Consider the following 21,781-nt stretch of genomic DNA (forward strand, 5'->3'; position numbering starts at 1 on the left):
CCATGAACCTGAACGACCTGAAAGCCGCCGGCGCCTTTGTCGAAGCGGCGCCCGTGCAGAAGACCATCCAGTGGAATCGCGGTCAGCTGGACGCCAAGAATAAGCCGATGATCGACGAGTTCACCGTGCTGGTGAAGCGGCAGTCGTTCGCTGTGGTCGAGCAGCTCTATGCCCCGGCCGCCGGCGAGGACGAGGCCGCGCTGGCCAAGCGCAGCCGCAACGCCAAGCTGATCAGCGAATGCGTGCTGCTGGGCGAGAAGGGCGATGAGCAGATCCCCTACGAGGACGCGCTGAACCTCGAGCCGAACTTGGCCTTCGCCCTGCTGAAAGTCGTGCATGAGGTCAACGGCCTCGGGAAGGCCGAAGCAAAAAACTGACCCCCGTCGATGAGATGTGGCACGAGCTCGTGCTGCATGGCATCGGCGGGCGCACGATCTTCGAAGCCAAGAACCGACTCACCTACGCCGAGGCGATGGACTGGTACGTCTACCTGCGTCGGCGCGGCAGCCTGAACCTGGGCAATCGCCTGGAGCACGGCTTCGCCATGCTCGCCACGGTATTGACCCGGATCCATGGCGGCGAGGTGGAGATGGAGGCCTTCATGCCCTATGAGTCCGCCCTGGCCCAGGCCGAGGAGGATGCGAACGGCATTTCCATCGAGAAGGCCATGGCCACCTGGCATTGATCGCCCGCATCGGCGGGCCACCACCTGGAACTGAGACATGGCAACCCGCTCCCTCGGCAGTTTGACGCTTGACCTGGTCGCGAAGACCGGTGGCTTCGAGCAGGGCATGGACCGTGCCACGCGTTCGATGCAACGCTTCAAGGCCGATGCCCAGAAGCAGCAGGATGACCTCGAAAAGCTGCTCGGCAAGATCGACCCGGTGGTGGCGCGTCTGGGCGAGCTGGACAAGATGGAGCAGCAGCTGGCCGCCCATCGCAAGGCCAACCGCCTGCCGGCTGACGACTATGCCGAGTACCTGGGCAAGCTCAACGCCATGCGGGATGGCCTCGCTGGTGCGACCTCAGCAAACGACAAGTACACCATGAGCGCCAAGGCCCAGGCCGCGGCGCTGCGTGGCGTGCCGGCGCAGTTCACGGACATCGTGGTCAGCCTTCAGGCCGGCCAGCAGCCCCTGACCGTATTGCTGCAGCAGGGCGGCCAGCTCAAGGACATGTTCGGCGGTATCGGCCCGGCGGCACGCGCCTTGGGCGGCTACATCACCGGCATGATCAACCCCTTTACGCTACTGGCCGCGGCTGCTGCCGTTCTCGCGCTGGCCTACAAGCAGGGCAGTGCCGAGCAGGACGCTTTCCGCGTGTCCCTGGTCTCGACCGGTAACCTGGCAGGCAAGAGCACCGGGCAGATGGCGGACTTGGCCAAGGAGGTCAGCGGTGTCACCGGTACTACTGGCGCCGCGGCTGATGCCCTGGCGCAGCTGGTGGCCACCGGCTCGCTCACCAGCGACCAGTTCAAGGACATGGCCGTCGCCGCGGTGGCATGGGAGTCCGCTACCGGCAAGGCCGTTTCAGAGACGTTCGCCGAGTTCAAGCGCCTGGCAGACGAGCCGACCAAGGCCTCGGCCGCGCTGAACGAGCAATACAACTACCTCACCGCCGCGGTTTACGACCAGATCCGCGCGCTGGAGGAACAGGGCAACAAGACCGCCGCCGCCAACCTGGCCGAGGCGACCTATGCCGGCGCCCTGCAGGAGCGCGCCAAGAACATCAAGGAAAACCTCGGCTCCCTGGAATCTGCCTGGAACAGCGTCACCAGTGGCGCCAAGAAGGCCTGGGACGCCATGCTCAACATCGGGCGCGAGGACACCCTGGCGCAGCAGATCGAGAAGGCGCAGAAGCAGCTGGACGAGCTGCCGGCGCGCAGTTCGCTGACCGGCCGGCAAGCTGCACGTGATCAGGCCGCCCAGGACGCCCAGCGTGCCGCCCTGCAGGGCCAGCTGGACTTCCTCAAGCAGCAGAAAGCGACTCAGGACTCCATCGCACGGGCCCAGGGCCTGGCCGCTGAGGATGAGCGAGCAGCCATCGCTGCCAGCACCTCGATGCACCAGAAGTACCTGTCAGGGCTGGACAACGAGGCGAAGAAGAAAAATGCCATCGCTGAGCTGGATCGAGAGCGCGCTGCCCGTCTGCGGGTAACCGGTGCCGATGCTGCGGCTATCGAGCGCGAGTATGCCGGCGCGCTGGCGGGCATCGAAGAAAAGTTCAAGGACAAGAAGAAGACCCCGCGCGCCAAGGCCTATAGCGATGACGAGGCGACCCGCACCCTTTTGGCGCTGCGCCAGCAGCAGAGCAGCCTGGAAGAGCAGCTCTCCAGCACCGACAAGCTGACGGCCTCCCAGCAGAAGCTGGCGCAGTTCGAACAGCAGATCGCCGACCTGAAGACCAAACAGACGCTGACTGCGGACCAGCAGAGCCTGCTGGCCAGCCAGGACCAGATCAAGGCGCAGCTGCAGAAGAACGCAGCAATCGAGCAGGAGATCGTCCACAAGCAGGAACTGCAGAAGCTCACCGAGCGAGCGGCCCAACTGGACGCCTCGATCGCCAGCACCCTGGCTTCCCAGGCCGAGCAGTACGGCCGCCAGCTGGACGGCGCCGGCCTGGGCGACCAATACCGGGAACGCTTGAACCAGCAGAAGTCGATCTATCGCGAGTTCCAGCGCTACCAGGAGCAGTTGGACAAGGCCACGCCGAAGGACCTGCTGGGGTCGGACCAGTACAACGAAGCGGCAGACAAGATTCGGGCCGGCCAGGAAAAGGCGCTCAAGCAGTCCCGCGACTATTACGCGGAGCTGGATCGCCAGAGCGGTGACTGGTCCCTGGGCGCCCAGGATGCCTACCAGAACTATTTGGCGAGCGCGCGCGATGTGGCCGGGCAGACCAAGAGCCTGTTCACCAATGCCTTCAGCAGCATGGAGGACGCGATCGTGAGCTTCGCCATGACCGGCAAGCTGTCGTTCGCCGACTTCGCCAAGTCGGTGCTGGCGGACATGGCGAAGATCGCCGTGCGCTCGGCCAGTAGCCAGGCACTGAGCGGACTGTTGAGCGTTGCCGGCCAGGTGGCCGCGAGTTACTTCGGCGGCGGGACCGCGCCGACGCGCACCACGGCTTCGGTCGGCGGCTCGACCACTACCTTCAACCCGCAGCTGAATACCGCCGGACTCAGCTACAACGCCAAGGGCGGTGTTTACGACAGCCCGAGCCTTTCGGCCTACAGCAACCAGGTGCACAGCACCCCGAAGCTGTTCGCCTTTGCCAAGGGCGCCGGCGTGTTCGGCGAGGCCGGGCCTGAGGCAATCATGCCCCTTACTCGGGCGGCGGATGGGTCCCTAGGCGTCCGTGCGTTGAGCGGTAGCCAGAACCAGCTGCCGACCGCGGCTGCGCCGATCATGATCAAAACCGATGTGCATGTGGATGCTGGTGGTAACGCCACCTCGACGACGGATGAATCTCAGGCCGGGGACGCTGGCAAGCAGCTGGGCAAGATGATCAGCGACGGCGCGCTCCGCGTCGTTCAGCAACAAATCGCCACCGGCGGATCTATCTGGAGGCTCGTCAATGGCCGTTGAGACTTTCACCTGGAGCCCACGGCTCGATCCAGAAGGCACAGCCACCTACCGAACGCGAACCTCTCAGTTCGGCGACGGCTATGCCCAGGTGGTCGGCGACGGGCTCAACAACAAGTCGCAGAGTTGGCCGCTGACCTTCAAGGGTGGCCGGGCCACGATCGTCGCTATCCGAGACTTCCTGGATCGCCACGCCGGCTACCGCTCCTTCCTGTGGACGCCGCCTCTTGGAGCGTTGGGCTTCTACAAGGCCAGCGAGCATCGCCTGGCGGCGCACGGCGCTGACATATACACCCTCACCGTCACCTTCGAGCAGGCGTTCCACCCATGAGTTTGCAGACGCGGTTTCAGCAGCTCGAGCCAGGCGCCGAGATCCGGCTATTTGAGCTGGACGGCAGCGACTTCGGTGCAGACGTGCTGTATTTCCACGGCCATGCCATCCCGCATACCCCCGAGGAGATTGCAGCGGCGGGCGCCAACGCGGATCAGCTGCCGGCCAAGTCGATCTGGTGGAAGGACGTCGAGTACGCGGCTTGGCCTGTCCAGCTGGAGGGCATCGAGGCGACCAGCGATGGGACGGCGCCGCGGCCAACGTTCTCGGCGGGCAACGTCTCGGGGCGGATCACCGCGCTGTGCCTGGCCTTCGAGGACCTGCTTCAGTTCCGCCTGGTGCTGCGGGAGACGCTGGTCGAGTACCTGGACGCACGCAACTTTCCTGCCGGAAACCCGACTGCCGACCCCACCCAGGAGGTCGTCGAGGTCTGGTACATGGACCAGAAGACCAGCGAGGACGGCGAGGCGGTGGCCTGGGAGCTGGCCTCTCCAGGTGATCTCACCGGTGAGGCCGTGGGCCGGCAGTGCACGACTTTCTGCCACTGGGCCATGACCGGCGGCTACCGCGGACCGAACTGCGGCTACACCGGGCCTTATCGCGATGAAGACGGCAAGCTGACCGACGACCCGGCGCGGGATGTCTGCGATGGCACCCTGGGCACCGGTTGCGTGCCGCGCTTCGGCGAAGGCAACGAGCTACCTCACGGCGGCTTCCCAGCCGTTTCCCTGATCGCCAGGAGCTGATCATGCTGAAGTACATCCTGGCGGCCGTGCAGGCGCACGCTGCCGAGGTCTACCCGCGCGAGTGCTGCGGGTTGGTCATCAAGGACGGGCGCCGCCAGCGGTACGTGCCGTGCGAGAACACCGCGGCCGACCCGGGCGAGGAGTTCCGCATCGCGCCGGAAGCCTACGCTGCTGCCGAGGACCAGGGCGAGATCCTCGCTGTGGTGCACAGCCATCCGGACGCCAGCAGCAGGCCGTCGCCGGCGGATGTTGCCATGTGCAACGCCTCTGGCCTGACCTGGTACATCCTGAGCTGGCCTGAGGGGGATCTGCGAATCCTGGTGCCGGAAACAGACGTGCCGCTGCTGGGTCGGGCTTTCGTCCACGGCGTCCAGGACTGCTGGGCGATCTGCGCCGACTGGTACCGGCGGGAGTGGGGGCTGGAGTTTCCGGCCTACAGCCGCGCCGATGGCTGGTGGGAGCTGGCAGAGAACGCCAGCCTCTACGAGCAGCACTACGAGGCAGCGGGGTTCTACCCGGTGGACCGACCGCAGCGCGGCGACATGATCGTGCTGCAGATCGGGCGCACGGCTCACCCCAACCACGCAGGCATCTACCTCGGGACCGACCCCTCATTGCCAGGTGAGCAGGCCCAGGTCTTCGGTCCGGGGCCGTTCATGCTCCACCACCTGCACGGACGACCCTCGGAGGTCATCGTCTACGGTGGCAACTGGCACGAGCGAGCTCGACTGATCCTGCGTCATCGCGAGTCGCCGGTGCTAGAGTGAACCCTTTCACAGCCTGGAGGTGGCTATGCGGTCGATTCTGGTAGGCATGGGGGCGTTGATGCTCGCTGGGTGCGCCACAACGCTGATCCCAGTAGAAAAGGCAGTCAATGCTCCACTGGATGAGGTCTTCGCTTTTCAGGCGAAGACGCCAGATGCGACTGCTCGAATTACTGTTCTTCGGGATAGCGGCATGGTTGGGTCTGGGTGTGATATTGGCGTCTACGTCGATGGGACGAAGGCAGCAAATCTGGGGGCTGGAGAGAAGGCTAGCTTCTGGGTCAGGCCCGGCGTGCGGAACGTCAGCATAGGATCAAGCAACTCTGGCCTATGCGCTGGACTTGCCCTGCGCACCCTATCGGCCGAGCTTCAGCCGAGCGAAGAGAAGGTCTTCCGGATCAGCCTTGATATGCAAGGCGTATACATCAACCCGTACGTCAAATACTGACGCCGGTCCCTCGTTGCGAGCCGCCCTGGGCGGCCTTTTTTTTGCCTGGAGCAAACGTTGAGCACAGCAGCGCACTACACTCCTGCGACCATCATCAAGCTATCTGGCCCGCTGGCGCGCTTGTTCGGGCGAACTCACCGATACTTTTTGGAACGGGGCACTGCTGAAGAGGCATTCAGCGCGCTGCGGAACACTATCGACGGTTTTCGTGAGGCAGTCTTGGCGCTTGAAAGGCGCGGCCTTGTCTTCGCTATCTTTCGTAATCGGGAAAACGTCGGCGCTGACAAATTCGAGCTATCAGGTACTCGTGAGTTACGGATCGTTCCAGTGCTGCGCGGCAGCAAGCGCGGGGGCATTCTGCAGACGATTGTCGGCGTGGTCATGATCGTCGCCGGCATTTTTCTATTGGCCACGCCATTCGGTGCTCCATTGATTGCTGCGGGCATCGGGATGGTAGCGGGAGGCGTCGTACAGATGCTCAGCCCTCAGCCTAAAGGCCTGAAAACTAGCGCAGCACCCGAAAACCAGCCCAGCTATGCCTTCGGCAGCGCGAAGAACACCACGGCCAGCGGCAATCCTGTCCCGATGTGCTACGGCCGTCGGCGCTGGGGCGGCGCCATCATCAGCGCCGGCATCTACGCCGAAGACGCCTCCTGATCTGTTCCCCGAACACCGAAGCCCGCCGCGTGCGGGCTTTTTCATGCCCTGGAGTAACGCATGACCGCCGCATTGCCATCCGAAATCACCGGCCGCAAGGGCGGCGAGAGCAAACCGAAGGAGCCGACCGAAGCTGCCGACAGCCTGCGTAGCATCGCCAAGGCGAAAATGCTCATCGCCGTGGGTGAGGGGGAGTTTGATGGCTCGCCCTCTGGCCAGACAATTTTCCTCGATAACACCCCGCTGGCCGATGCGCAGGGCAATAGCAACTTCACTGGGGTTTCCTGGGAGTGGCGGCCGGGCACCATTGAGCAGTCCTATATCCCCGGCCTGCCGTCGGTGGAGAACGAGACGACCATAAATGTGGAGCTGCGCAGCACCACGGCCTGGGTCCGTTCGATCAGCAACACCCAGCTCTCCGCCGTGCGCCTGCGTTTTGCCTGGCCGGCCCTGCAGCAGCAGGACAGCGAGGGCAATATCAACGGCTACCGGATCGAGTACGCCGTGGACGTGGCCACCGACGGCGGCGCCTATCAGCAGGTGCTGCTCGAGGCGGTTGACGGCAAGACCACGACCCGATACGAGCGCTCGCGCCGGATCGATCTGCCCAAGTCCACCAGCGGCTGGCAAATTCGCGTCCGCCGTATCACGGACAACCAGAACAACAACCGCATCGCCGACACCATGTCCATCGCGGGCATCACCGAAGTTATTGATGCCAAGCTGCGCTATCCGAACACCGCGCTGCTGTACCTGGAATTCAGTGCCGAGCAATTCAGCAACATTCCGGCCGTGACCGTCGAGTGTAATGCGCGCAAGGTCCAGGTCCCGAGCACCTACGATCCGGTGAACCGCACCTATTCGGGCGTGTGGGATGGCAGCTTCAAGTCGGCCTGGACCAACAACCCGGCCTGGATCACCTTCGACGTCGCTACCAATGATCGCTTCGGACTGGGCAAGCGCATCAAGCCCTGGATGGTCGACAAGTACGAGCTCTATCGCATCGCTCAATACTGCGACCAGCTCGTGCCGGACGGGAAAGGCGGCCAGGAGCCGCGCTATTTGTGCGACCTGAACCTACAGAGCCGCGCCGGTGCCTGGGAATTGCTGCGCGACATCGCCGCCATCTACCGCGGCATGACCTATTGGGCCCAGGGCCAACTGAACGTGCAGGCTGACATCCCGCGCTCTGCCGACTTCGATTTCGCCTTCACCCGGGCCAATGTCATCGACGGCAAATTCACCTATGGCTCGTCGAGCGAGCGCACCCGCTACACCCGCGCCCTGGTGAGCTACGACAACCCGGCGAACAACTACGACACCGACGTGGCCGCCGCCTCAGATGCCAAGCTTCAGCGCCGCTACGGCGACAACCCGGTCGAGATCAGTGCGATCGGCTGCACGCGCGAGTCCGAGGCCCAGCGCCGCGGCAAGTGGATCCTGCTGACCAACAGCCAGGACCGCACAGTGACCTTCCGCGTCGGCATGGATGGCCGCATTCCGCTGCCTGGCCACGTCATTCCGGTGGCTGACAAGCTCATCTCCGGCGCCGAGATCGGTGGGCGCATCAGCGCGGCGGCCGGCACTGTCATTACCCTGGACCGCGACACCCGGGCGAAGGTGGGCGATCGCCTGATCATTAACCTGCCCAGCGGTGCCTGCGAGGGTCGGACCATTCGCCAGGTGGCGGGCCGCCAGATCGCCGTGACCACCGCCTATAGCGAAACGCCGCAGGCAGAGCTTGTCTGGACCTTGGACGCCGACGACCTGGCTGTGCCCCTGTACCGTGTGATGAAGGTCACCCGGCCGGAGGAGGGCGTGTTCGAAATTTCGGCGCTGCAGTTCGAGCCGTCGAAGTTCGCCGCCATCGATACCGGCGCGAAGCTGGAAAGCCGGCCGATCAGCATCCTGCCCACCGGTACCGTCGAGGCACCGGCCAGCGTGGCGCTGTCGGCCTACCACGCCGTGAACCAGGGCATCACCGTCACCACCATGACCATCTCCTGGACGGCGGTGCCCGGCGCGGTTGCCTATGACGTCGAGTGGCGGAAGGACAGCGGTAACTGGGTTCGCATCCAGCGCACCGGCAGCCTGGCCGTGGACGTGCCGAGCATCTACGCCGGCGGCTACTTGGCGCGCGTGCGGGCGGTCAACGCCGTGGACATCGCCTCGGTCTGGAAGACGTCCACCCTGACCCAGCTCACCGGCAAGGTTGGCGCACCGCCAGCGCTCGCCCTGCTGAAAACTACCGCGGGCGCCTGGAAGATCACCCTGGACTGGGCATTCCCGGCCGAAGGGGCAGGGGATAGCGCCTATACCGAGATCCAGCAGGCCACCACCGCGCAGGGAGACAACGCCCAGAGCATGGGTCTGTTCGCGTTCCCGACCAACACCTACACCCTGAATGGGCTGGCGGCCGGCGCTCGCCTGTTCTTCCGCGGCCGGCTGATCGACCGCATCGGCAACGTGGGACCCTGGACCAACTGGACCGTGGGCACCGCCAGCACGGATGCGACCGAGTACAACCAGCTCATCACCGAGGAGTTCGTCCATAGCGCCCTGGGCCAGGAGCTGTTCGATCGCATCGATCTGATCGACGCCAGCGCTTCGGTACCGGGCTCGGTCAGCAGTCGCATCGCGGAGACCCGCAGTGCGCTGCAGCAGGAGCTGGACGCCGTCCAGAACCAGATCGATCAGATCGGCGACCTGGCCGACGCCCAGGAGTACAAGAAGACCGAGGCCTACAAGGCCGGCGCCATCGTCACGGTGGACAACGCCCTGTTCCAGGCCAAGAAGGACGTGCCGGCCGCCGCCGATGGCAGCAACGCGCCGCCTGCGACCGCCTACTGGCGCGACGCCGGAGCGATCATCCGTGAAGGCGATGGCCTGGCCACCCGGGTGACCTCCACCGAGAACACCGTCAGCACCCAGGGCGGCAAGATCACCGCCAACAGCAACGACATCACCCAGCTCAAGACCTCGGTGTCCGGCAAGGCCGAAAGCACCACCGTGCAGGCCCTGCAGAACCAGGTCACGAGCCAGGGCAATACCGTCACCGCCCAGGGCTCGGCGATCACCAGCATCAATGCTGCGCTGGGCGATAGCGGCAGCGAAAACCTGCTCTATAACCCGGGGTTCGAGACCTGGGCAGATGGTTTCGTGGTCGCTGCTGGCTGGTATGCGGACGGCGATGCCAACGTGGGCAAGACCTACAGCAAGGTCGCGTCCTTCCTAAACGCCCAGACCTTCGCTCAGCGCATGGTGTTGACCAGCATGTCGGCCTCGGCCGGCGCCTACATCTACAACGAAGACGTCCGCAACAAGGTCGTCACCGGTGCGCAGAAGCTGGCGGCGTCTATGTACGTGAAGGCGACCGCTGGCGCAGTGGTCTTCCTGGCGTTCCGCGCCTTCGATGCAGCGGGCACCCCCGCCTACTACGCCGAAGGCACTCGGGTTGTGGCGGATGGCACCGCGCAGCGGCTGACCTGCCTGGGCGAATGCCCGGCGTCGACAGTCGGTATCCGGTTGATCCTGCGGGTCTACGGCACCGCCACGCTCTCCACCGTCACCGTGGATTGCGATAACGCGCAGCTGCAACTGGGCACGACCGTGACCGGCTGGAAGGACAACAACAAGACGGTCATCGACAGCCTCGCCGGGCAAGCCACGGCCACAAGCCAGCTAGCGGGCCGGGTGACCAACGTAGAGGGAAGCCTCACCAGCCAGGCAAGCAGCATCACCAATCTGCAGAGCAGCCTTGGCAATGCTGGTGGTGAGAACTTGATCTACAACCCAGCCTTCACCGAGCCGACTCCTGCCACCCCGAACTTGCCCTTGGGGTGGAACACCGATGGTTCGGTGGTGGATGCCACCACGAACGCCACTTGGTCGACAGTTACCTCCTGGCTGGACACTAGCCAGAAAGCCGCGCGCATTGACTTCAAGGGCATCAACGAGAGCGCCCGGTATTTTTCGTTCTCGACCAACCCGCAATACCGCGCTTATGCCACGGCCGGCCAGCAACTGACCTGCTCCGGATTTGTGCGAGGAACTCCTGGCATCCGTATGCGGATCTTCATTCAGGCGATCAACTCATCAGGCGTCGCCATTTCCGCTCCGGTGTCGAACTTCTTCACCCTTACCGCAGCGGGCGCTCGGGTTAGCTTCTCCGCCGCCATGCCGGACGGCACGGTGCGCATCTCGGTTTTCTTCCGCGCCTACTCGGCCGCTGACGGTAATGGCGATGGCTATATCGAGATGACCCGCGCCCAGCTTGAGAACGGAAGTACCGCCACCGGCTGGAAGAACAACACCCGCAACCTGGCGGACAAGCAGGACGCAACCGCCACTGCCCTGTCCGGCCTGACCACGACCGTGAACCAGCAAGGCAGCAGCATCACGTCGCAGGCCGGCCAGATCACCAGCTTAAGCAGCAGCATCAAAGGGGCGGTGCAGCAGTCGTTCAACATGGTCCCAAACCCAACGTTCGACCCGGCGTTCAACACGATGGGTTTCTACATCGTGCAGACCACCGCAGCGGGCGTGCCTGCGAACTGCCCGTTCCCCTACGCAGCCCGTATCACCGCCCGGGATAACTTCCCGGACATCAACAGCCTGCCGAACTTCCCAGTGAAGGCGGGCGACGTCTACCGGTTCAGTGCCTTGGTAGCGGCTGGCGCCAACACCGGCACCCGGCCGTTCCAGCACTACGCGACCAGGGCGACCACGCCGTTCGGGGGCCGGACCGCCTACCAGAGCTCGCCGCCTACTGCGGTCACGCAGACTTGGACCCGCGTGACCTGGGACCACACGATCCCGGCTGGGCAGACTTTCCTGAATCCCATGCTGCAGATCGAGACGCTGAACGCGGAGACGGCCACCTGGTACGTCACCGACTGGCACTGCGAGAACATCACGGCGGCCAAGCAGGCCCAGGCCACCGCAGACGCGGCGGCGACGGCCACGACGAACCTGGGGGCCCGTGTCACCTCGGCAGAAGGAAGCATCACCAGCCAGGCCAACCAGCTGACCAACCTGCAGGCGCAGATCGCCGGCACCGGCATGTTCGCCGCGGGCGTCAATTTCGAGTTCCTGAACACGTTGCGTGGCGCCTATCTGGAGCAGGCCGCCAGCGGGGCAACGCTGACTGCCTACCAGCAGAACGCGACCCTGACCGGCTACGCCAACTTCCGGCTGCCGACGTTCGCCAACACCAACGGCGCGCAGAACTACCTGATCAAGATGAGGATCCGCCGGCGCAACAGCACCCGCAATCCTGGCCGCATCTACTGGGCCAACGAGGATGGAGCGCTATCGGAGGCCCGCACGGCGACGTTCAGCATCAACCTGAACACCACCGACTGGCAGGACATCGAGATCGACCTGTCCAGCAACACGGCCTGGTCGACCAAGATGAGCAATTCCACCATCCGGTTCGACTTCCTGAACTCGCAGGACACGTCCGCGGTGGTGGACATCGCCTACATCGCCATCGGGCGTCGGTCTGCAGCGGCTTCGGCCACCGCGCTGACCGATACCCAGGCGCAGGTGACCCAGCAGGGCGCCACGCTGACCTCCCAGGCTTCATCGATCAGCACGCTGCAAACGTCGCTGGGCGACACCAATGCTTCCGTGCAGCAGGTCAGCCAGGCCCAGGCCAATACGGCTGGGAAGGTGAACGCGAGCTGGGCGGTGAAATTAGGGGTGACGCAGGAGGGCACCTACTACATGGCTGGCATCGGGGTCGGCATTGAACCTGGTGGCGGCAATGTTGGGCTGCAGTCGACGGTCGCGGTCGCTTCTGACCGCTTCCTGGTGCTGGGCCCAGGCATCGACGGGAAGGGTAAGGCGTTTTTCTCCGTCGTGAACGGCCAGACCTTCATCGATACCGCCTTCATCAACAAGGCTTATATCCGCGAGGGGATCATCGGCGAAACGCTCTATTCGTCAACCGGGACCAACTACGGCTCACCGCTACTGATCACCGACTTCAAGTCGGGTGAAATCCTGATCCAGAACAAGACGACCCAAGGGAGGTACATGATCATGCGCCAAGACGGCATTTTCCTGGTCGCCGATGGCGTCGTGCTCGTCGAAATGAGTCTGAGCTGATGCCCGGGTTCATCAACAGAGACGCTCAGAACCGGGTGATCTTCCAGCTGAATGAGAGCATCGTCCGGCTGGTCGGCTCCCACATGGTGAACGGCGGCACTACCAGCGGGCGGATCGACATCCCCGACTCCATCTCAGGGACCCCCTTCTATTTTTTTACGCCCAGTGAGAACCAGCAGGGTGTCCAGAGCACCGGGAATCAGGTCCGCCTGGAAGGCCGCTCCATCATCTGGAGCGGCATGCCCGTCGGGACCGTTATCCGCTTTGGAGTCTACTGATGCCGGGCTTCAAGCTTCGCCGCCAGAACCAGACCGTGGCTATCGACACGGATTATTTCAACCTCGCGCTGCGCCAGACGGGAAGGGTGCGCACGGCCTCCTCGGGCCAGGCGAACCCTTACGTCCGAACGGTGACCTTCACCGTCAACGCAGACCAGCCGATTCTCGCCGTGAGAGCGCCATACCCGGTGTGCATCACCCACTCGGTGGTGAACGGCGGCCAGGTGACCTACACGCTGTACGGGATCCCCGATGGCGCCTTCGATTTCGATGTTGATTTCTGGCTTTTCGATTTGCCCAAGTACGGGATGATGTTCGCTTCAGCAGGCAAGCTCATCGTGCGCAATCCCGCTACGCGGGAGCCGGTCTTCGATTCCCGTATGAAGTACCTCAAGGTGCAGGACTTCTTCCTCGGAAACTCCAGCTCCGATGAGGCCCGAAACTATGGGAAATACCCGGCAGTAGTGCTGGCGAATAGAGCCTGGGCGTATATCGTCCAGCCGATGACCCAGCAGACGACCCGCATTGAAAGTCTGACGTCCACGGTCTGGACCGATGGCAACTCAGTGAAATGCGGCAGCCGAAATATCTACTACATGGTCCGCCCGTACAGCAGTAACGATCGAGCCATCAACTATAACGGCGGTAACCGCCAGATCATGGTCGTCGACGTCGAGAACTACTGATCCACCCAATCCTATCGAGCCCGCCGCGTGCGGGCTTTTTCATGTCCGGAGGACACCGCTATGCCATATGTCGTACTCGCCCAGTTCTACAACCTCGACGCCTCTATGGAATTCGCCACCGAGGCAGAAGCCGAGGCCAAGGCCAAGGAGATGCTCAACAGCAATCCAAGCATTGAGGTCCGCACCGCCCAGCTGCTGAAGAAATACAGCGCCAGCGTGCGTGTGACCTCGGCGGTGATCGAGGACGCGGCTCCCGCTCAGACCGGCGACGTCGGCTCAGCCTGACCCCATTGTCCTCACGAGCGTGAGGAATCGGCCAGCGAGTCACCGTCTATTCGCCGTAATCCTCACGCTCATGAGGATGAAACTACGCCCAGCCCGCCCCGCGCGGGCTTTTTTATGCCTGGAGAAAACCTATGCGGACATCCGCCGAGGGCGTCGCCCTCATGCACCACTTCGAAAGCTGCCGGCTGGTCGCCTATCCGGACCCCGGCAGCAAGGACGGCCACCCCTGGACCATCGGCTGGGGGCATACCGGGCGCGAGGTCAAGAAAGGCCTGGTCTGGAGCCAGGCGCAGGCCGACGCCGCCTTCGTCCAAGACTTGGCGGCTACTGAGGCCGGCGTTCAGCGCCTGGTCAAGGTCCCCCTGACCCAGGGCCAGTTCGATGCCCTGGTCTCGTTCGCCTACAACGTCGGCCTGGATGAGAACAGGAACGGCAAGGCCGAGGGCCTGGGCGAGTCGACGCTCCTGCGCAAGCTGAACGCCAAGGACTATGCCGGCGCCGCCGAGCAGTTCCTCCGCTGGAACAAGAACGACGGCGCGGTGATGCACGGCCTGACCAAGCGCCGCACTGCCGAGCAGGCCCTGTTCCTGGGCTCCACAGCCCGGGTGGCCATCGCCGCGGGTGAGCAGGCGAAGCGAGCTACCGCCTAAGTCGAGCAGACCTACAACCGCGTCACCTCATAGGAGAGGGACTATGCAGTATCAACGCCGCCTACCGAATGCCATGGGGCCGGTCTACGACCAGATGGAGGAGCGGGACCGCTTCGCCGGGCTCATGAGTACCGGAACCAACGTCCTGACTAAGCACCTGTTCGGCCGCCTGCGCACCCAGGCGCTGACCAATACCACGACCTTCAACATGCAGATCGAGCTGGAGTCGGACTTTCTGTCCTTCCGGGTCGGCATCCCTAACGTGCACATCGCAGTGGTGACAGGGGTCAAGGCCTGCGTCGGCGTCTCCGCCGCAGTGCCGGCCGCTGACTACCAGGTGTTCATCCAGCCGGAGCAGGGCGAGTGGATCGACCTGACCTTCAATGGAAACGCAACGGTCGATCTGCCCGCCCGGCTGGGTGAGGAGCGCTATAGCATCACCTGGTCCGATCCGGTGTTCCTGGCCGGCATCCCGCGGACCGACTCTGCCGCCGGGCGCCCGGTGGTCATGGTTCGGATTGAGTTCCCGGCGAACTCGGTCGCCTCGATGCCCTACAACAACCTCTACTACTGGCGCGGGTCGGGGCCCCGGGTCTACCGCTGCTCAAACCAGGAGGTGGCCGGGGTCACCAATAAGCCAGCGTTCACCCAGAACGGCGTTTACACGAGCGGTGGCGACGAGAAGGCGGTGGTGCCAGCCATCCAGTACCAGACCCTCGCGCGTGGCCACCAGGTGATGATCCTAGGGGACAGCATCCAGGAAGGCCTGGGTGGAAACGTGCGGGACTATGGCGGCATGCAGCGAGCGGTCTACGAGCTGTCGACCCCAGAGCGCCCGCTGGAATACTTCAACGCTGCGCTGCACGCCCAGGCCCCGGACCTCTACAGCCGGATGCTGGCCGACCACATCAACGCCGTGCGGCCGACCATCGTCACCTATTCGCCCTGGTCGGGGAACGACGTCACCGCCGGTACCGGCATCAGCGCCGCGGCTCTGCGCCGGCTGCGTGGATCCCTGGGTCGTGTGTTCGCCACGCTCCAGGCCGCGGGCCAGCGCCCTGTGGTTCTGCTGCCTGAGGCGACCCCTGTTAACACCAGCTACAAGGCGGTGGGCGCCAACGACCAGGCCCGCCGCGACTACAACGCGAACTGGTTGCCCCGGGTGTCGGGCGGGATCGTCATCAAAGGCTTCGCCGCTGCCATCACCGGCGGCCGGGACGCTGCTGGCCAGGACCAAATCCGGGATGGCGCGACCGGGGACAACGTCCACCCCAACGACTTCGGCCACGACCTGCTCAAGGACACGGTGAAGCCTTACTTCCAGCTGTTGCTGGATAGGGTGGCGTGATGGGCGTTGTCGAGCAGTACAGGGCGTGGTTCATCGCTGGCGCCGTTGTCGTCCTGCTCGCCGTCGGGATCGGCATTGGCTGGTCCCTGAACGGCTGGCACCTATCTGGGCAGATCGCGGAAGCGAAGACCGAGACCGCGAAGGAGCGCACGGCCCACCAGGCGGATCTGGCGGCGATCTCGAACGCCGCCGCCCAGCAGGTGCGGCAGGCGCTGGCTAAGCAGCAGGAAGCCCAGCAGGCGGTTGCCGAGCTGGATCGCAAGCACACGAAGGAGTTGAGGGATGCACAAGCTGAGAATGATGTGCTGCGCGGCAAGCTTGAGCGCGGCGGCGGGGTGCGTGTCGCAGCCAACTGTCCAGCCAATCCCGTCAGTCTGCCCGAAGCCGCCGGCACCGCCAGCGTGGACCATGCAGGAACCGTCGAACTCTCTCCAGAAGCTGGACGCAACGTTCTCGACGTCCGATCCGGCATCATCGCCGACCAGGCAGCCTTAAGGGCGTTGCAGCAATACGTCCGGGAGGTCTGCCTGGTGCGATAGGTGGATTTGCGCAGCCTAGGTTGAGTAGCAAGACTGCAGCTATACATTCGAAAAGTGCGCCTAGTCAGATCATGTGGCTGACGTCGGATATATTAAAGCGCCAGCACGCCTAACAACCTGTGCGATCTGGCGCTTCCTTCCGTTGCAACACGCCTCTTGGCTATGGCTGTAAGCTAAAGGCGAAAGCGTTTCACTTGGCTATTTAGTTCCACCGCCAGCTCGGCGAGCTGCTGACTGGCGCTACGGGTTTGCTGTGCGCCGGCAGCGGTCTGCATCGACAAATCGCGGATACGTACCAAGTTGCGGTCCACCTCGCGAGCCACCTGGGCTTGCTCTTCGGCGGCGCTGGCGATCACAAGGTTACGCTCGTCGATGCCCGACACTGACTGGGCAATAGCGGCCAGGGCGGCGTTGGCCGACTGCGCCTGCTCTCGGGTCTGGCGCGCCTGGTCGGCACTGGTCAGCAGCGCATCGACGGTCTGGCCGGTGCCCTGCTGGATGCTGCCGATCATGCCTTCGATCTCGCGGGTGGATTCGCCGGTGCGATGGGCCAGGGCGCGGACCTCGTCGGCGACCACGGCGAAGCCGCGACCGGCATCACCGGCACGCGCGGCTTCGATGGCGGCGTTGAGCGCCAGCAGGTTGGTCTGTTCGGCGACCGAGCGGATCACGTCCAGCACCTGGCTAATATTGCGGGTCTGCTCGGCCAACTGGCGAGCCTGTTCGCTGGCACCCAGCACGTTCTCGGTCAGCACCTCAATGGCGCCCAGGGTATCGCCCAGCTGCTGCTGGCCCTGGCGCGCGGTATCGGCGGCCTGGCGCGATTCGGACGAGGTGGAGGCGGCATTGCCGGCCACTTCGTCCACCGCCTGGCTCATCTCGGTGACAGCGGTGGCCGCCATCTCGATCTCGCTGTTCTGCTGTTGCAGGCCGTGGGCGCTCTCCTGCATGACCGCGGTCATTTCCTCGGCGGCGGAGGCCAGCTGGGTAGCGGAATGGCCCAGGTGCCCCAGGGTGTCGCGCAGATTGGTCTGCATCTGCTGCATGGCCTGCAGCAGCTGGGCGGCTTCGTCATGACCGCGGGTATCCAAGGTCTGGGTCAGATCGCCGCTGGCGATGGTCCGGGCGGCGGCCACGGCCTCGGCGATGGGCCGGGTCATGCTCAGCGTCAGGCGCCAGGCCAGCAGCACGGTCAGACACAGAGCAAGGCCAATGATCGTCCAAGTGATAGATCGTGCATCGCTGTATGTGGCATCAGAATCCTGCGAGGTGGCCTGCATGTCTTCATTGTTGATCTTGAGTAGGGCCTCAGTTTCGTCACCCATTCTGGCCCCAATGCTGGCCATGGTGGCTTGGACTAGCGCCTGTGCTTCGCTGAGCTTGCCATTAGCCAGGAAGCCGATCACCCGATCAATATCGCTCACATAATCCTGATGTAATCGTTTTAGGCTATCAAAGGCGCGTCGTTCGCGGTCCGAATCAACCAGTTTTTCGTAGCGGCCGAATCCTTCCTGCGCAGACACGATGAGCTCTCGTATTTTTTTCTCGATTGGCGCCAAGGCTTGCGCGTCGGATGTAGTAAGCAGACGCACTACCTCGGTGCGAGTACGTGCCACCTGCAAAGCGAGGTTATTGGATTCAACGATGCCAGCGACGGCATTGGTTTCAATCATGACGCCCTGAGCTCGAAGCTCTGAAAGCTGCAGCAGACCGAACATTCCGAGGCTGGTTACAAGCAAAGCGAGGACGCCGTAACCGAGCATTAATCGTTTGGCTATAGACAAGGATCGAAGCGACATGGGCGTGGCTCTGCTGAAGGGGATTTCAAGCTTTCGGCTCGTCGTTTCGTTTCTGAAGTACATTTTTGCCCAAGCTTTTCGAGCATGTCCTTCCGACAGGTCTGATGACGCTTACTAAACTGTTCGGAATCGCGCCTAGATGCCGGTCTAGCGCTGTATCAATATGGAGACACCAGCGAGCCGTCCTGGGCACCTGAAGAGCTGCGAAAGAAAGATGCCTAGGAGGTGAAAGTAGGGCGCTGCTAGCAGAGCGTCGGCAGCGAGTCGGTTACGAGCGAGTGCTGGAAGCTGCAGCTGTAAGCTGCCAGTGACGATGTTCTAAGGCCGTCAACTAGCCTGTAACGCAGCGAGCAAAACCGTGCCCAGTCCTACGCACATTACGCTGAGCGTAAAGAGAAGGAACAGTTGCTCGCTGCCGCTACTGTCCTCCTCTAACGGCCCTGAGAGAGGCGGAGGCCTGCTCGCCTGATAGTGGACACCAGGGTTGAATAGGGTCACTGTCCTTGCCAACTGATAGCGCAACCGAACGCTCCTTTCCGGTCTCTGGCTTGAACTCTATGGTCAAACCATTTGCGCTGAGTATTGCGATAACGAATGCGGATAGCAAGGCGAATGAGGCGCCACACGTCGCAATCGCGATCACTTCAATTGCTTTTTTCTTTGCACGCCTACCTCCTTCGCGCAATAAGGATTAGATGTCATTTTGACATTAATCGTCAGACAATTCCGCGAATGAGGCTGCAGATATGCACGCTGGCCTCGGTGTGTCGCGTCCGGCGAGCCAGCGGGTTGCACGGGGAGAGGGCAGCAGTAGAGGCATGCCAGTAACCCCTCATAGCCGAGGAATTACATGGCGGGAAGATCCCATCTATGCCCCTTTCGGCACCTCCGCGAGGATGGCGCGAATCTGCTCCATGTTTACCGTCCGGCGCGGCCCCGAGTGGCGTAGGGTCCGCTTCGTTCTCCCAACGGCCGATGCCCAGGCCTTTGCCAGTAGCCAGTCCTGCTGTTCGACTGTGTTGCTGATGACGATGTCCCGGCCCATAAGATCAGCGATCAGGTCGCACTGATTATCGCGCTCGTCTGAAGGGAGGTCGGCCAGCGTCATACGCAGATGGGCGTCGAGTAGGGCTTGGGCGAGAGGGGACTTGCGCATTGATCTACATGCTGATGGTGAAGGTGCCGTCGCTGGCGAGAGTGCAAAAAGAGCCCAGTGTGAAGCGGGCTTGGCCCAAGCCTGGCTATCGATTTGGTTTAACGGGCCAGAAACCGTGAGGGGTGGAGCTACCAGAAATCTAGCACGGCAGAGAGCAGCACCATGGCTGTTATTGCCATTGCGGCCAACAGGACAAAAATGGCGAGTTTGAGCTCTTCGTCAGTCATTTTTGCCGTACGTGCGCTGGGTGAATCGAGCCCATTCGAGTAATAAGTTTTCCTCGTCCGTTCGGTCGTCTACGCCTCGCTCTTCCAGTCGGTGGATGAGTTGGGCTAGAAATCGTGGGTCGGTCTTGGCGTGAGCCACTACCATGCTCAAGTTCAGCTGATTCAAGAGCATGATATGGCTTTCTACTTCTTCATCGTCAACGGCCACTGCGGCCTCCGCAATGTCGGCTGCTTAGCCATGATGGGGCTCGATAGACCTGAGGGAAGATGCTAAGTGCCACCGTGCCACCGTGCCGCTTGCTAAGCCGGCGTGCTGACGGCGCTGGACATCTATAAGGGTGGCTGGCACTTCCGCTATAGAGGTAGAAAAGAAAAGGCCCGCGATCCTGGTCGGGCCTTGGCTCACCACCCCAAAGGCACTCGAACCAAAGGGTGATTATAGCTCATCGACGTGTATAGGCCGGCTAGGAGTCGCTCACGAATCTATGCTTCGGCAGAAATCGAAATGAGCCGGGGAGCGCAGTAGCGGACATTATCAGGTGAGAGCGATGACGGGAGATTGGCGAGGGATTTGGGGTCGGCAGAACGCCGGGAAAGGGGAGAAAATCGTTTCCGTATCAAGATTGGCATGCCGCGCTGTTACTGGGCTGGAGCAGTATTCGGTAGGTATGACTTACGGAAATGAAAAAGCTATGCAGGCAGCGCCTTTGCTGGATTTCCCGGCAGACTTGAAAACCGCCGACTCGCAAGGGTCCCAGAGTTCGAATCTCTGCGCTTCCGCCATCTTCGAAGCCCCGTTCCTACGGGGCTTTTTGCTGTCTGAGGAGGCGGATTTCAAGGGCCGTCGGGCAGGTAGAAAGGAAGGTGTTCCGAAAATATCGCGGAACCACTTCAACGCCCTGTCATGGGTGGAAGAGAGCCCCTGACTCCGATCATCCCGGCAGCCATGGCCTGCAGGGTCCCGTGGTCAGTCTGAAGCGCAGGCGCTGCGCTGGATAGGCGAGCCAAGTGGCATGGTTGTCCAAGGCTCGAAGGTGCCTGCTTCTTGGGATGAGCAGTCAGGGCAACAGGCCTCGACTGCAAGGCGTCGACGACTGACCGGCCACTAGCAGACGCCGCAAGTGGAAGCATTTAGCGCCTATCACGAAGCGACCATGGCGATCACGAAGATGGTAGCCAGGCCAACGCACATCGCGCTCAAAGTGACTGCCAGCAGGCCCTCATCGCTGGATAGCGGTCCTCGGCGAAGAGCTGCGGACCTCAACGGGGTGCTACTTATCCGATAGTGGGGCCTGGGCTCGAAGAGCGTCACTGTCCTTGTTAACTGATAGCGCAACTGAAATATCCTTTTCAGTCTGGGTGCTGGCCGGTGGGAGCCAGCTATTAGCGGCGATTGTGGCGTCAGCAAAGCTCAACAGCAAGACAATTGCTGATACGCAGGTTCCTATGGCAATCGCGTCGATCACCTTCTGTTCTTTCACAGGCGCATTCATGGGTGGTTGCCTAGCACGGTGTCGACGTCGATTGAGGTGGTCTGACAACTGGATATGGCAGAAGTGCAGATAGCCGTTGATCCTTGGTAACCAACAGCAGCCTTTATCACCGAGCATCATAGGAAAGGCGTCGTCTTTCAGCGGGATGACGAGGGCGCGGGCGGCGACCGGGACGTAGCCTGGGTGGCTGCCGGGAAAAGACTCGAAGCTACGTTTTGCGGTACTGGAAGCCAGGGCAGCTTATCGATCTCTGGATTCGGCCGAGGTAGGTGGGCAGCGCTTGGGGACGGTAGACGTCCCGGGCCTTGTCCTGGCCTGTGCGGACTACAGGGTTTTCTTGTATTCCTTGTCCGCCTTCTTGTCCTCGCGATGCCGCTCCTTGTCGAGGTGGTTATCGGTACGATCTGCTTCGTCGGCGGTGTGGGCAGCACCTTTGTCGACCTCCCTGGCGTCGTCGTGGGCATCCTTACGGGTATCACGCCCGTCCTGACGCACGCTCTTTTCCAGCGGGCTTTCCGCCAGTGCCACGCTGGTACCGAAGGCTCCAAGCAGGGCCAACAGGGCGGCCGCTTTAACAGATGGTCTCATCAAAAACCTCTCCTGAAAGACGAAAGAGGAGCGGCGCCTCTGGTGGGCGCCTCGTTTTTCATTAAAGCGGCAAATACCCGGTATCGACGGA

17 protein-coding genes and 2 pseudogenes are annotated in these 21,781 nt (G+C 62.8%); 16 read left to right on the forward strand and 3 right to left on the reverse strand.

What is annotated here, in order from left to right; translation table 11 throughout:
* The first annotated feature begins 2 nt into the window (after window positions 1-2).
* The 16 genes and pseudogenes from ACUCV0_RS05345 (at window position 3) to ACUCV0_RS05420 (ending at window position 16,427) form a co-directional block, all read left to right on the forward strand.
* A complete protein-coding gene (locus ACUCV0_RS05345) occupies window positions 3-377 on the forward strand; it encodes a phage tail assembly chaperone family protein, TAC (protein ID WP_482212222.1) in 375 nt (124 codons plus the stop codon).
* A 14-nt stretch (window positions 378-391) separates the two neighbouring features.
* Window positions 392-685, forward strand: coding sequence for a phage tail assembly protein T (locus ACUCV0_RS05350; protein ID WP_482212223.1), 294 nt, complete (start codon window positions 392-394; stop codon window positions 683-685).
* A gap of 37 nt (window positions 686-722) precedes the next feature.
* Window positions 723-3,587 carry a phage tail tape measure protein gene (locus ACUCV0_RS05355; protein ID WP_482212224.1) on the forward strand — a complete coding sequence of 955 codons (2,865 nt, stop codon included), beginning with the start codon at window positions 723-725 and terminating at the stop codon, window positions 3,585-3,587.
* On the forward strand, window positions 3,577-3,915 hold the full coding sequence (locus ACUCV0_RS05360) for a phage tail protein (RefSeq protein ID WP_058790168.1): 339 nt from the start codon (window positions 3,577-3,579) through the stop codon (window positions 3,913-3,915). The genes ACUCV0_RS05355 and ACUCV0_RS05360 overlap by 11 nt, the downstream gene beginning before the upstream one ends.
* On the forward strand, window positions 3,912-4,661 hold the full coding sequence (locus tag ACUCV0_RS05365; protein ID WP_482212225.1) for a phage minor tail protein L: 750 nt from the start codon (window positions 3,912-3,914) through the stop codon (window positions 4,659-4,661). The genes ACUCV0_RS05360 and ACUCV0_RS05365 overlap by 4 nt, the downstream gene beginning before the upstream one ends.
* 2 nt (window positions 4,662-4,663) lie before the next feature.
* Complete coding sequence (locus ACUCV0_RS05370) at window positions 4,664-5,428, forward strand: C40 family peptidase (RefSeq protein ID WP_482212226.1); 765 nt, start codon at window positions 4,664-4,666, stop codon at window positions 5,426-5,428.
* Window positions 5,429-5,453: 25 nt separating this feature from the next.
* Window positions 5,454-5,873 (forward strand): hypothetical protein, encoded by a 420-nt coding sequence (locus ACUCV0_RS05375; protein ID WP_482212227.1) that lies wholly within the window; start codon window positions 5,454-5,456, stop codon window positions 5,871-5,873.
* Window positions 5,874-5,930: 57 nt separating this feature from the next.
* Window positions 5,931-6,530 carry a tail assembly protein gene (locus ACUCV0_RS05380; protein WP_133861841.1) on the forward strand — a complete coding sequence of 200 codons (600 nt, stop codon included), beginning with the start codon at window positions 5,931-5,933 and terminating at the stop codon, window positions 6,528-6,530.
* Window positions 6,531-6,590: 60 nt separating this feature from the next.
* A pseudogene (locus ACUCV0_RS05385) lies at window positions 6,591-9,102 on the forward strand (TipJ family phage tail tip protein); the annotation flags it as partial.
* A 3,071-nt stretch (window positions 9,103-12,173) separates the two neighbouring features.
* Window positions 12,174-12,641, forward strand: a pseudogene (locus tag ACUCV0_RS05390) (phage tail tip fiber protein); the annotation flags it as partial.
* Window positions 12,641-12,919, forward strand: a complete 279-nt coding sequence (locus tag ACUCV0_RS05395; RefSeq protein WP_144958495.1) for a hypothetical protein — start codon at window positions 12,641-12,643, stop codon at window positions 12,917-12,919. The pseudogene ACUCV0_RS05390 and the gene ACUCV0_RS05395, both read left to right, overlap by 1 nt.
* Window positions 12,919-13,605: a hypothetical protein gene (locus tag ACUCV0_RS05400; protein WP_482212228.1), complete on the forward strand. Its 687-nt coding sequence runs from the start codon at window positions 12,919-12,921 to the stop codon at window positions 13,603-13,605. The genes ACUCV0_RS05395 and ACUCV0_RS05400 overlap by 1 nt, the downstream gene beginning before the upstream one ends.
* 60 nt (window positions 13,606-13,665) lie before the next feature.
* Window positions 13,666-13,890 (forward strand): hypothetical protein, encoded by a 225-nt coding sequence (locus ACUCV0_RS05405; protein ID WP_273807289.1) that lies wholly within the window; start codon window positions 13,666-13,668, stop codon window positions 13,888-13,890.
* A 131-nt stretch (window positions 13,891-14,021) separates the two neighbouring features.
* A complete protein-coding gene (locus tag ACUCV0_RS05410; protein ID WP_482212229.1) occupies window positions 14,022-14,540 on the forward strand; it encodes a lysozyme in 519 nt (172 codons plus the stop codon).
* Between the two features lie 43 nt (window positions 14,541-14,583).
* Window positions 14,584-15,888, forward strand: a complete 1,305-nt coding sequence (locus tag ACUCV0_RS05415) for an SGNH/GDSL hydrolase family protein (RefSeq protein ID WP_482212230.1) — start codon at window positions 14,584-14,586, stop codon at window positions 15,886-15,888.
* On the forward strand, window positions 15,888-16,427 hold the full coding sequence (locus tag ACUCV0_RS05420; protein ID WP_482212254.1) for a lysis protein: 540 nt from the start codon (window positions 15,888-15,890) through the stop codon (window positions 16,425-16,427). Before ACUCV0_RS05415 ends, ACUCV0_RS05420 begins: the two co-directional genes overlap by 1 nt.
* 173 nt (window positions 16,428-16,600) lie before the next feature.
* Here the strand turns inward: ACUCV0_RS05420 and ACUCV0_RS05425 are convergent, their stop codons facing one another.
* From ACUCV0_RS05425 to ACUCV0_RS05435, 3 genes are all read right to left on the reverse strand, one after another.
* Window positions 16,601-18,289 carry a methyl-accepting chemotaxis protein gene (locus tag ACUCV0_RS05425; RefSeq protein WP_482212231.1) on the reverse strand — a complete coding sequence of 563 codons (1,689 nt, stop codon included), beginning with the start codon at window positions 18,287-18,289 and terminating at the stop codon, window positions 16,601-16,603.
* Between the two features lie 805 nt (window positions 18,290-19,094).
* Complete coding sequence (locus ACUCV0_RS05430) at window positions 19,095-19,382, reverse strand: hypothetical protein (protein WP_482212232.1); 288 nt, start codon at window positions 19,380-19,382, stop codon at window positions 19,095-19,097.
* A gap of 2,044 nt (window positions 19,383-21,426) precedes the next feature.
* On the reverse strand, window positions 21,427-21,690 hold the full coding sequence (locus ACUCV0_RS05435) for a hypothetical protein (RefSeq protein WP_059314722.1): 264 nt from the start codon (window positions 21,688-21,690) through the stop codon (window positions 21,427-21,429).
* Window positions 21,691-21,781: the final 91 nt, after the last annotated feature.

This window comes from Pseudomonas sp. VMV1 (assembly GCF_056790235.1).

What these genes read in the sequence shown, in the direction of transcription:
- ACUCV0_RS05345 (WP_482212222.1), top strand. Translation starts at nt 3, where the DNA reads ATGAACCTGAACGACCTGAAAGCCGCCGGCGCCTTTGTCGAAGCGGCG.
- ACUCV0_RS05350 (WP_482212223.1), top strand. Translation starts at nt 392, where the DNA reads ATGTGGCACGAGCTCGTGCTGCATGGCATCGGCGGGCGCACGATCTTC.
- ACUCV0_RS05355 (WP_482212224.1), top strand. Translation starts at nt 723, where the DNA reads ATGGCAACCCGCTCCCTCGGCAGTTTGACGCTTGACCTGGTCGCGAAG.
- ACUCV0_RS05360 (WP_058790168.1), top strand. Translation starts at nt 3,577, where the DNA reads ATGGCCGTTGAGACTTTCACCTGGAGCCCACGGCTCGATCCAGAAGGC.
- ACUCV0_RS05365 (WP_482212225.1), top strand. Translation starts at nt 3,912, where the DNA reads ATGAGTTTGCAGACGCGGTTTCAGCAGCTCGAGCCAGGCGCCGAGATC.
- ACUCV0_RS05370 (WP_482212226.1), top strand. Translation starts at nt 4,664, where the DNA reads ATGCTGAAGTACATCCTGGCGGCCGTGCAGGCGCACGCTGCCGAGGTC.
- ACUCV0_RS05375 (WP_482212227.1), top strand. Translation starts at nt 5,454, where the DNA reads ATGCGGTCGATTCTGGTAGGCATGGGGGCGTTGATGCTCGCTGGGTGC.
- ACUCV0_RS05395 (WP_144958495.1), top strand. Translation starts at nt 12,641, where the DNA reads ATGCCCGGGTTCATCAACAGAGACGCTCAGAACCGGGTGATCTTCCAG.
- ACUCV0_RS05400 (WP_482212228.1), top strand. Translation starts at nt 12,919, where the DNA reads ATGCCGGGCTTCAAGCTTCGCCGCCAGAACCAGACCGTGGCTATCGAC.
- ACUCV0_RS05405 (WP_273807289.1), top strand. Translation starts at nt 13,666, where the DNA reads ATGCCATATGTCGTACTCGCCCAGTTCTACAACCTCGACGCCTCTATG.
- ACUCV0_RS05410 (WP_482212229.1), top strand. Translation starts at nt 14,022, where the DNA reads ATGCGGACATCCGCCGAGGGCGTCGCCCTCATGCACCACTTCGAAAGC.
- ACUCV0_RS05415 (WP_482212230.1), top strand. Translation starts at nt 14,584, where the DNA reads ATGCAGTATCAACGCCGCCTACCGAATGCCATGGGGCCGGTCTACGAC.
- ACUCV0_RS05420 (WP_482212254.1), top strand. Translation starts at nt 15,888, where the DNA reads ATGGGCGTTGTCGAGCAGTACAGGGCGTGGTTCATCGCTGGCGCCGTT.
- ACUCV0_RS05425 (WP_482212231.1), bottom strand. Translation starts at nt 18,289, where the DNA reads ATGTACTTCAGAAACGAAACGACGAGCCGAAAGCTTGAAATCCCCTTC.
- ACUCV0_RS05430 (WP_482212232.1), bottom strand. Translation starts at nt 19,382, where the DNA reads ATGCGCAAGTCCCCTCTCGCCCAAGCCCTACTCGACGCCCATCTGCGT.
- ACUCV0_RS05435 (WP_059314722.1), bottom strand. Translation starts at nt 21,690, where the DNA reads ATGAGACCATCTGTTAAAGCGGCCGCCCTGTTGGCCCTGCTTGGAGCC.